The organism is Duganella aquatilis, from assembly GCF_009674565.1.
GTDB lineage: Bacteria > Pseudomonadota > Gammaproteobacteria > Burkholderiales > Burkholderiaceae_D > Rugamonas > Rugamonas aquatilis.
Genome location: NZ_WKJL01000003.1, coordinates 76,370 through 87,152, shown reverse-complemented (window position 1 = coordinate 87,152; position 10,783 = coordinate 76,370). Strand labels below are relative to the sequence as shown.

Annotated in this window: 5 protein-coding genes; 2 read left to right on the top strand and 3 right to left on the bottom strand. The window is 53.0% G+C overall.

What is annotated here, in order from left to right; genetic code table 11:
* The first annotated feature begins 160 nt into the window (after window positions 1-160).
* Both GJ698_RS06555 and GJ698_RS06550 read left to right on the top strand, forming a co-directional pair.
* Window positions 161-1,855 carry a hypothetical protein gene (locus GJ698_RS06555; RefSeq protein WP_154356815.1) on the top strand — a complete coding sequence of 565 codons (1,695 nt, stop codon included), beginning with the start codon at window positions 161-163 and terminating at the stop codon, window positions 1,853-1,855.
* Window positions 1,852-2,793, top strand: coding sequence for a DUF2726 domain-containing protein (locus GJ698_RS06550; RefSeq protein ID WP_154356814.1), 942 nt, complete (start codon window positions 1,852-1,854; stop codon window positions 2,791-2,793). The genes GJ698_RS06555 and GJ698_RS06550 overlap by 4 nt, the downstream gene beginning before the upstream one ends.
* Before the next feature lie 96 nt (window positions 2,794-2,889).
* Here GJ698_RS06550 and GJ698_RS06545 read toward each other — a convergent pair whose 3' ends face one another.
* The 3 genes from GJ698_RS06545 to GJ698_RS06535 form a co-directional block, all read right to left on the bottom strand.
* Window positions 2,890-4,002: a DUF4238 domain-containing protein gene (locus GJ698_RS06545; RefSeq protein ID WP_154356813.1), complete on the bottom strand. Its 1,113-nt coding sequence runs from the start codon at window positions 4,000-4,002 to the stop codon at window positions 2,890-2,892.
* Between the two features lie 120 nt (window positions 4,003-4,122).
* Window positions 4,123-5,844, bottom strand: coding sequence for a nuclease-related domain-containing DEAD/DEAH box helicase (locus GJ698_RS06540; RefSeq protein ID WP_154356812.1), 1,722 nt, complete (start codon window positions 5,842-5,844; stop codon window positions 4,123-4,125).
* Window positions 5,832-10,652 (bottom strand): sacsin N-terminal ATP-binding-like domain-containing protein, encoded by a 4,821-nt coding sequence (locus tag GJ698_RS06535; RefSeq protein WP_154356811.1) that lies wholly within the window; start codon window positions 10,650-10,652, stop codon window positions 5,832-5,834. The genes GJ698_RS06540 and GJ698_RS06535 overlap by 13 nt, the downstream gene beginning before the upstream one ends.
* Between the last annotated feature and the right edge of the window lie 131 nt (window positions 10,653-10,783).

Here is a 10,783-nt window from a genome sequence, read left to right as displayed (position 1 = left end):
AACCGTGGGTGAGTTGCTCCCGTCAGTGCACGCACCGGATATCTTGTCCGGCCTGGCAAAACCAGTATGTAGTCTTCCTTGTCTTCACCGGCTTTGGTTGAACTCTGGAAAGCCGAACAACGCGTGCCGTTCATGACTTTCCTTAATCGGAGCTCATCCAATGAAAGCCTCTACCTCGGCCTACGGGCCAACACGTATCCTGCCTACCCTTGAAGCGCAAGCAGCGTCATTGTGGACGTTCGTTAAAGCTAAGGCGCCGAACTTCACTATGAACGGCGCACGTGACGTCATCCGGCAGTTAAACCTGCAGCCTGGCGAGGCCCTTAACTCGGTGGCCAAGCGCTTGATGGTGGTCTTGAAGACACACCGCATCAAGCTGAAGCACATCCCTGCGCTGCATGCTGCTGCGGGCCTGTACGGATTTGACAGCTTGCATACCTATCAGAACGATGACGTTCGTCGACTCGTGTTCTCAGCGTTTGATACCGGTCAGGTAAAGGATTCGCAGTTCGATTCATGGGATCAGCTGGCCGACGACTTGCGCAAATGGGTCGACCGGCTGCGTGCCCGAGGACAATTGCCGCTCGGGGTCCTGAAACTGGGTTTCACGGTTGGAGTAATCAGCTTCACTACCCCTGTGCCGTCTGCAAAGGGCGAAGTCCAGCAGCGCCCTCAGGATTGGCCGCTAGCGGTCATCACATCAGGTGTAGACGATCCGCAGTGGCTTGATGGTGCGCCGGCAGCGCTCGCAAAGCTACGACGCCACCTTGAAGAAAACGGCCACGCAGTCCTTGATGGCTATGAAGCGCTACGCTTGTGTGCCAATTCTCAGGATATTCCAGGCCACCCTACGGCCGTCACGGTGAAGGACGTTGTTAACTCGGAACTTGTTCTGATGCGGGAAGACGATGAGGATGACCCCCACAGTGGCTACGAGATAGCGCGAGGTGACGAGCTGTCTTGCTGGTATCAGCTGGAACTATCTATGCGCGATGACGAATCAAATGAGATGCCCACCTTGCACATTACTGTACCCAAGGATGGCGTCGGGGCGTGGTACGTCAACGGCATCCGCTACGTGTGGTCGGTCGAAACCTTGAAGCCAGATGCTTATGTGCCAGGGCGTGTAACACGCCAAATCAGTGTCGCGGACTGTGACCGATTGCAAGGCCGCTACCACCTTGCGAAGCGCATCCACGGGAAGAGTTTCAAGCATCGCGAACATTCCAAGCGGCTTGATTACCTTAACGGGCTTCCCGACGCCTATCGCATTGACTTGCACTTCGTTTTGCATGAACTGAACAAGGCGGGGCTGACATGGGATAGCTATATCGAGAAGTTTGAGCTCGAACCGGTGCCAATGGCGAACGTTTTGCCGGTCGGGTTTGTGTTCCAGTTTCTCGAGAATCTTCAGGTCGACAAACCCAATATGGTCTTCGCGAAGCCTAATGTTTCTGAAATGGTTCGCGTTGGCGATGACGGGTTGCTGCGGGCACTGATGCAGCGCGTGGATAAGGTCGTCTATGTGGTGCCCGCAGGCCTGGATGAGCAGCATGCTACTGCGCTGAGGGAGGTCGTGGATGAGTTTGCGAGTGGCCTTCATGCACAGAAGCTGTTCACTGATGCTGGCGGCCTACGAAGTGAACGCGAATTGCCCCATTTAGTCTGGGCTACGGAAGCTGAAGAATTCCGGCTAGGCGTCGGTGCTTTAGGCTTGGCAATTCGTGCCGCGACCATCCCGTATTTGCACTCGACCAAAGGAATTATCCCGGAGATTCCGGGCGTGAAAGCTTGGCCGTGGGCATCCGGTAATGCATTGTTTCTGCGCTTTGAACGTGTAGGAGGTGCGCAATGAACCCGGATATTGAGAACCTGCGCTTCCTTCTGGAGAAGGGGGACGTCGGCAAGTTTCTGCTCGACTATCAGGTCTACCGTCAGCACAACGGCGTTGACCCAATCGTCACGGGCTTAACCCAGCGAGTGTTTCCGTCGGTGCTACGGGCGGCGTTCAACGCGAATAAGCTGGCCGCCGCCGACGTTGTTCTATTGTGGCGCCTGGTTCGCGATAACTGGCTTCTGCTGGTGGACAATGACCTTTTGGAGGCCATCAACCTTCGCATTAATGATGCGGTCCGATTGGTCGAGCCAAGTGCTAGCGTGCCAGTTCCAGCGCTTGCTACGTTTTCTGACTTGAAGTCGCATGACTACAAGCAGCGGCACAGGCCCCCTTCAAATATGCTGGACGGTGCAGGCGAGAACCAACCCACCGAACTGAAGCGGGTTGCTATCGCTAGTTCGTTTACTGTCGGAACATGGTCGGCAGTGGACGCTTTTGATTTTCGTAAAAACGTCTGCGCGAGCCAACAGGAATATGAATTCCTGCGTGCGGTGCGGCAGTATTTTCCATCGCTGCAGGCATATCCCAATGTCCCACTGAAGAACTTCATCGACATCGAAAAACTGGAAGCTACGCTGCCGCTCCGCGCCCGCAATTTTGCCTTGTTGGCCCAAGTAGATTTACTGTTGTGCACGACGGATGAAGACCCTGTCATGGGTTTTGAACTCGACTCGGCGCACCACGACAGCGACGAAGCGCGCGAGCGGGATGAACTGAAAAACTTATTGTTCAAGCTAGCAGGGTTACCATTAATTCGCATCAGGCCAGCCGACACTCAGGCAGTTCGTGCTGAAGATTTTTATGCCCTACTGATGGCCGAGGCCGGGACTTTGGATGCAATTCGTGTTCGTCGCCTGCGACCGCGCCGAACACACGATTTTTTAGTACCGGCCTAGGCAGTTTAGCCATAAGCCCTGGGTGGCCATCCGTGAGTCATCCAGGCATCCTTGCCTCATTAGCGACGATGTAGGCGAGGAAAGCAAGTGGGTGGTTTATTTTGGAACAAGTCCTTCTTTCTCCGCCTCTTCCTGCCATTTTTTTTCAAAATTTTCCATGATTATTTTTTGCCGAGCTACTGCCTCGGGAAGTCTGTGAGAGTATATGTCTTGATTTTCTTTGGCCTTCTTTCTTACCGTTACGATAGAAATCCACTTCGGAATATTAGTTTGTACTCTCCAAATAAAATGATCCGCCGCATTCTTACCATTGCGTAAAAGCACAATTGGTGCTTTTCTCGACTGGATTGTATGAAGTGAATTGGGCTTGAATTTATGACACAGACATCTTACGTAGGACTCGTCCGATTCGTGTGAAAATATAATGGAATCTTCCCTATTCATCGCCTGAAGGCTATTTAAAATATCAACGTCCTCCTTGGTCGAAATTTCTGTGGTGGGCTGAGTCCGATTTTTAAATCGGTAGACTTCCTGGTCGAATAGACATAAAGTTACCTTAGGTGAAATTGGTAAAAATATAATCAGTCCACGGGCTGGTAACGACGTTTTTGCCGGATTTTTGCAGTTTTGAAGATATTTATTGTACTGAACAACAGGGTGGTCAGAAATAATAAATGGAATTTGCGTGTTGTTAATCAACAGCCGTTGACCAAGGTCTTCTATAAGTGGCCATTGAATAATGCTAGTAGCCGTAATATACGCCAATATTGCCTTAGGGTCTTTGGGTTCAAGTTTTATATTCTTGGTGATTTCCTCTGGGAATCCATGCAGTTCTCCTATTTGCTTGATTACTGAACTAGAATAGGCTTCTATAGCACCCAATGCTTGTCGAAGGGCTGATGGTGTCCTCATTAATTGATTTGTTATAAATCGCAATATTTCAACTGGAGGATTCACTCCGTTTGTTTTTAGTTGTTCCACGTATCGACTAATAAAGGGTGCTGCAGGTGTTTCTATCCCAGTATTAAGCAGCGGGTCTATTTTTCCACTTTTGTCATAAAAATAATTTCGAGCAAATTCGTTTTTAACATCGATGTTTTGGCGAAATAAATTTCGAGTAGAGTCAAAGACGCAGACTCGCTCGTTATTTTCGAAATGCTGTAAAAGTAACTGGGGAACATAGTGCTGTTTTTTAGTTTTTGTTGACATATACTATCTGACTTGATTTGAGATATTTAAGTAGACTTGGACGTTGATTTCTAAACAGTTCACAGTTTTAGGTAACGGCCTCTGATTTTTCGAGTAGCTCTACATAGTGCACCTCGACATTTAACCGCACACATATTCTTTGACAGTTTGAAGAGACCTCTGAGTGCCAACTACTGTGAGCAGAGTCTTTCCCCTAGTGATGCCTACATATACGGTCTCCCATAACTCCTCGTCTAGCACTTCGTCGCCGAGCCACAGCACGACAGCTTGACTCTCGAGACCTTTGAATCTTGCGACCGTATCTAGCAGGACAGAGGAGCGCTGGTTGTGCATCTCGATAGCCAAACGTACCTTTCCGGCATCAGCGCGCTGCTGCAGTAGTGAGTAGTAGAACGCTTTAGGACGCTTCGTCACTAAGACAGCGACATCCTGCGCCTCAATGCCCTCAACGTTGATCCACTGATGCACCCGTCGAGCGACGGCGTCTGCCTGGTCCGCATCTTTATCGTGGCTAATCCACGTGATCGGCGGGCCTTGCAGCTCCGGTGAATCAATCGCGTCGCCCCTGTAGAACCGGTAGGCGGCTTCGTGAATCGGCGCAGTGTTGCGACAGTTCATCGTCAGGCGAAATGGCTCGTCTTCGATGGGCAGCGCCGCGATTCGGGAGTACAGAGCCTGATTCTGATCAATGAAGATGTAGAAGTGACCGCGCTCCTGATCGCTTAGCAGCATCTCGACGCCGAGCCAGTATTCGTCGCTGAAATCCTGCGCCTCATCTACCACTACAGCGTCGAAGCCTTCCTGCAGAACTTCGGCAGAGAGTGCAAGCGCGAAAGGTAATTGGAGGTCGAACAGCAGCTTTTCACCCGTACCAGGGTACGCTTGCGTGGCCTCTGCTAAGACGTCACGACCCGCCTGAGCAGCCAGGCGGGCTCTCTGATCACATAGTTGGTGGTAGCTTTGCGCCTGAATCCGCGGGGTATCACGCAGTCCTTGAGCCAGGAAATTTGCCAGCGGTCGGTTGTAGCAAAGCAAGAGCACGTTGAGACCTTGGTCAGCGAGTTGCTTTGCCTTTTCAACAGCGAGCAGCGTCTTCCCGGTGCCGGCTCCACCGGACACGACAGCCCGGCGACGGCCACCAATCACGCGCAGCACTTTCGCTTGGTTGGCGGTCAGGCGAACCCGGTGCGCTTCGGCCTGGTCCACCGTAGCACGCAACACGGGCCGCACGTCGATAGGATTGCACAAAATACCTTCTATGACTCGGACCCCACGGACGCCTAGCGGAGCATCGATAGGCTGATGCCAGAACCGCATTACACGGCGTACCCAGTCGGACACGTCGCCAAGGTCAGCGTTCACGCCGACGATGTCACGCTGTCGGTCAGGCCCGAGCAGTGGAACTGCGTCGTGGATATCAGGAAAGACCACAGCATGCCCTAAAGTGAATCTTTCGCCGCCGAACTGCCGCCAGTTTGCATGGCCAGCAATCTGATCCAAGAGCGCGTGGCGTTCACTGGAAGCCTGTCGGAAGGGGTCCTTTATAGGGTTCGATCTGCCGTTTCGATCTATCGAATGCCATGCGCCGACGGCAGGGTCGAAATGGACTCCACCGCCTTTAACCTCAACGGCAAGAATGCCTAGAGTCGGCGAGACTAACGTGAAGTCCGCTTCCCCTTCGTTAACTCGACCCCGGCCGTCGCGATAGAGCCAGTTGGCGCTGTATATGACGAGGAAGTCGTTCGGTAGCTGGTCGCGGCATACCGCATAGAAGCGAGCTTCCGCGCGCGACACCATAGCTCGAAGCCGTTCTTCATCCAGTAGAGGAATCATTCGTGCCATAGCGGCTCCTTCGATAGGCTCATCTTGACGGGGTGGAACAGCGAATTCACTTGCTTCCCATCCTTTAGTAGCACGTGCACGTTATAGAAAGCCCCTTTGCCACGGACGCTGAGAATCCGACCTTGGCCTACCCCATCGATGTCGATATAGAGGCCTTTCTCCGGAACCATCGGGGAGGTGGCCACGTTCTCAGCTATAGCCTTCCATCCCACGTCGAATCTAAACTGGCTTACCTGACCAAATGGGTCCTTCAATAAATGAAGTTGGCGCCTCTTTTCGTCCTGAGCAAACTCGACCACACAAAGCCAGTATCGGTCCCTCATCTTTTGCGCGGTCAGCAATTCGGTAGGAGTCAATGCAATACCCTCTTGGGTCCAGGCGCCACTCTGACCTTTGACTTCGATAAACTCATCCTTCCCAGAGTCGTCTCTCGCGAGGATGTCGAAACCAGGGTTGTTATGGGGCATCTCAGTCAAGGAGGCCCAACGTTTGGATTGCGTCTTCAGGACATAGGCCACAGCAGCGCGCCCGACGGCATCCCTTGCTGCGGCCTTGGCTGGGTCTTCTCGTGAATCCTGTCGGTCAGGGGCTGCCGGTCCCTCTACGTAGCTCAGGAGCCGACCGCTCCTGGTTTGCGCCGGTTGCCGGCGCATTGTGCTCCCTGATAGCACAGGGGCACCCCGCGAAGGTACGCTTAACCCCTGGCTGTTAGGCGGGTTTGCGAAAGATGGGGCGACAGGAGATGTTGCCCCGCCGTTTAGACTAGCACCGGGAGTTGGAGAAATGTGCGGTTGCGAATCGACTGAGCCTGTATCGTGCAACGGAGGGGGCATGCCGCCAGTCGAGGGAAGCTTGATCTGCGCCTTGCTTTCATTCGCTGACATGTGCTGGTTTGGCGAACCGGCGAGCCGATTGGTCAGCGGTGGTACTAATGGTCCTGGCAGTATAGGTGTTGAGGGAATCGGTGAAGTCGAGCTAGACGACTTCGTGAGCGAGGGCAGTTGGGCAGAACTTGCCGAGCGTAGTGAGTGTTCCTCCTCGGCCGTGGTAGTGCCTGTACCGCCGTCTTTTGCCAACTCGACGGTAGCGCCATTGTGTGCGGTGACCGAGGCGGAGCCTGACAAAGCTTCATGGGGAGCGCCTGGGGTGCTGTCATCTGCTGCAGCATCTTCGCCAGCAGCCTCAATATCGGCTTTGGTTGGAAGCTCGCGCTGCCGAACGGCGCGTTCAAGGTCGACCGGTAGGTGCCTGATGGCCACAACACCCAAAAATTCTTCAATGCCCTCCGTATCGTTTTCGAGCAGAATCCGCGCGAAGGTATCGGTGAAATCGACTGTCTCGACAAGGTATCTACTTAGTTCAGCGGCGACCCTGTCCTTTAGCGACTTCGCGTTCGTACGATAGAGCACCTGCACATCTGTCATAGCTGCGTCGGCCGTTGTAGCGCGACTGAATTCACCCAATCTCACCCGTAGATTTATCGTTTCGACTTCTGCGACAGTTACGTTCCACAACGCAGTCAGCCTTCCTGTTTCCAGCGCTCTTTCAAACGCTTCCGGCTGCCGGGAGTAAAGAACTCGAGCTATATAAGGCACAGCCCTTCGCACTCGAGACGTCAGGTCAGTGTCGATCTTACCGCATCCACTCCCTTCAACCTCAACGGATACAGACTCGGAGAGCTTAGCAACAGCTGCGGCTTTGAGCAGTCGGTTAAGCCGGGGTACTTCGACTGACGGCACCGCAAGGAACGACAAACCCTCCTCATTCGCGAAGAGCTCTGCTAACGAAGGTGAGTCGTTGGCGAATAGATGGTCGCCGTTGCCAACTACCTCTCCCCAGTGATCGACGAATACGGCCTCCTCGGAAAACGTTTCTATCCAGTCGGGTACTTCGATTTCTTTCCCAAACTGTGGCTTCAACGCTTGCTCCGCACGTTTGTAGATGGCCAGCGCTTCTGCTTCACGAGTAGCCTTGTCGGCGATTTCCACAAGTCGCATCAGAGCTTTCACTCGTTTTGAAATCGGCAGCAATCTAGGCACGCCAAGTTTTTCAATAAAGAAGCCCTGGAAGTCTTTGTAAAGACTCTGGATCGGAGGATACAGGGAGTCGAGGAATTGACCATTAGTTAGCCATGAAACCTCGCTGGGACTGAACCAGCCCTTGTGGGACCCTTTTAATTGAATTAGCCCATCGTTCCCGAACGACTGGCGGATAAAGGACGCATCTGACTCCCAGAGTCGCCCCTCTAGGACTCGGTAAATTGCTTGAACCTGTTTTGTCGTGCCAGAATCGTTCTGCTTCAATTGCTTGAGGCGCTTGATTAAGGATTCCGCGTTCACATGGTGCGTTACTCGGCAGTCGTCGAGCATCTGTGGAATCATTACGGCATCGATGTAAGGCAGCCCATCACCAAGGGTGGCTCGTAATTCGTCAGTCATGTAGTAGGATTCGGACAGCGGAATCGTCGCCTTTTTCCCGCGCAGTGGTGCCGCCATCTCCCGAATCTGCCGAGCGAATGAGGTCTCCGCTGAGACGAACCTGTTCCGGCCGGCGCTGAGGTTGTGGGCGAGCTTGCCGGAATAGATTGACCAGTGCCGGCTGAGGCACTCAAGCGTCTCTCTTCGAATCGTTGGACTTGAAGCGTTTAGCAGCAGGTCCAGTTCTTTGCTGCTCTTCCAGTTACCCCCAAAAGAGTCAACTGCGGGAGATGTCCTCACCCCCAAGGCTACAAAGAAATCATGCCAAGACTTCGCTTCGGAATCGATGTCCTTACTGCTCGGCGAAAGGTAGGCCGCGGAGACGTAGCTTGCCATGCCAGGCTCTCCAGCAATAAGCGTCTCAATACAAAAATCCGGCTTGTATTCCGTGCCGAGGTATAAACTGTTTATACGGTTGAATGTCCATGTGCCGTTCGGGTTGACGAGTTTTGTGCCGATCCACATTCCTTCACGAAGCATCTGATAGGCTTGCGAGTGTGTCTTCCCTCGGGAGATGGCTCCCTCCAGAAAGGCGCTCAACTTATCTTTTACGTACCGTAGGTGTCCAACCAGCGCTTGGAACTTGGATTTCTTCCAGGCGTCGCCGGCATGTTTCGGAAGAATGTGCGAAACCACCAACTCGTATGGAGCGTCAGTGCGGACCTTCAGTGTGCCGAATAGCTCCCTTACTTCGGGTGAGCGCTCAAGTGCCGCATCGTAGAGCTCGCCGTCCAGCACGACGAGTTCGTGCTCAAATCCATAATTCTTCCTACGCCCCAACGGGAAGAAAACAGTCGTTTGCGCCGGGGTTACGTAAGTACCGCTAGATGTTGGCAAGCAGGGTACTTTAAGCAGTCCTGCTTTAACAAATGTTGCTAGGTCCTCCGCGATTAGGGCGTACAGGTTGGCACGCCACTCCAGCGGTTGTTCCATCAACCAGCCTTGGTGTGATCTGAATACCTCCAGTATCTCCGAAGGACCCACGTCGCGGACGCCAAGTTCTCGAAGCAGGACATGTCCACCTTGAACTTGTGGATCAACGTAGTCGAAGCCAAAGAGTGACAATGCCTGTGCTGACGGGAATAGGTTGCGAAACCCTTTCTCAGCGAGTCTTAGGGCGCTTGGGCGATGCCATGTGCCAGAGGCGGACTTCATGCTTTCCTCGTTGGCTAGGCGGTCGACAATCTCTTGACGTACTTTTCCGAAAAAGTCATCTGCGATGTCTGTATTTTCCGGCACATAACGAAGATAGGTAAGAGCAAGCTCAGAGGACCTTTTGAACTCAGTTAACGCTGAAACGAAAGTTTCTGCGATGCCGTCGCGGAGCCGCTGATTCCAAGGCCTGTCCTTCAGGACTTCCTCCCGCCCGGAGTTGAGAATGAAGTCCGCGTGCAGGGGAAAACGGAATCCAACTTGGTGGATCGGTAGATACGCGAACACATAGGATGCTGGCTCAAGTAGGGCTGCACCGTTGTCGTCCAGCGGGAACGCCAGGGTAACGGTGGATTCATGCACATCAGGTCGCTTCGCGTCGGCGAACTCATCGGCCATCGGAAAGGTCTTGGTTACACGCATGTACCGAAAACCTACTTCGATAGATTTCTCATCAGCGGTCGTCGTCGATGTAGTGAGCTGAGAGATGCCGTTGAGGTCTGCCCGCTGATACAGCCGGTGGACTTCACCTTGAACGAGGGTCAGTTGGCGTAGCTTATTTAGGAAGAGCAGGACGCGGGCATCCAAATCAGAGACGGTCGCATCATTGAAGATGTAGCCTGCCATGGCAGGCAGGACAATGGTGGTGTAGTCTGGGCGTGCATCGTCTGGTGCTTCGCACCAGGTTGGAATTACATAGCCGAGAAGGTTAGTCGAGGCGGTTCGATCAAACCGAAAGTGGAACCCGTTCGAATGAATTTCAGGTGCGTTGGACACTGAAAACACCGACTTGAAACCGATACCTTTCTCACCGATATGATGCTGCTTGTCCTTTGCCTTCGAGCTCGCTCCCACTTTACAAATCGCGTTGATGTTTTCCTCACTGAATCCAACCTCGTTGTTAGACAAGGTCAGCCGATTTGGCGTGATGCTAAAGGTCAGTTCAGGCGTACTACCTGGCTGGTAGCTGTTATCATCGGCGTTCTGAATGAGCTCTAGCACAAAGTGCGTCTTCTTTGAGTAGAGGTCTTCCGAAAGAAGTCTCAGTGCTTCGTTCAGCTGCGTCTGCAGATTTAGCGCTCCCTCCTGAAGGTGCTCCGGTAAGTCGTCCGATATGAGAAACGAGCGACGCACTCGCTCTATAAACTGTTGGGGAGGCAAGGGCGGTTTTATGCTCATGTACTGTACTCGAGTGTATTTCAAGCATTAGGGGACTAACTGCTTACGATTGTGAAAACAGTGACCATATCCAGGTACCTATTCGGTAGAGGTCGTACCCTAGGTAAAGAACGAATAATATGACTCCGACC

Coding starts and splice junctions, on each gene's coding strand:
- GJ698_RS06555 (WP_154356815.1), top strand. CDS start 161: ATGAAAGCCTCTACCTCGGCCTACGGGCCAACACGTATCCTGCCTACC.
- GJ698_RS06550 (WP_154356814.1), top strand. CDS start 1,852: ATGAACCCGGATATTGAGAACCTGCGCTTCCTTCTGGAGAAGGGGGAC.
- GJ698_RS06545 (WP_154356813.1), bottom strand. CDS start 4,002: ATGTCAACAAAAACTAAAAAACAGCACTATGTTCCCCAGTTACTTTTA.
- GJ698_RS06540 (WP_154356812.1), bottom strand. CDS start 5,844: ATGGCACGAATGATTCCTCTACTGGATGAAGAACGGCTTCGAGCTATG.
- GJ698_RS06535 (WP_154356811.1), bottom strand. CDS start 10,652: ATGAGCATAAAACCGCCCTTGCCTCCCCAACAGTTTATAGAGCGAGTG.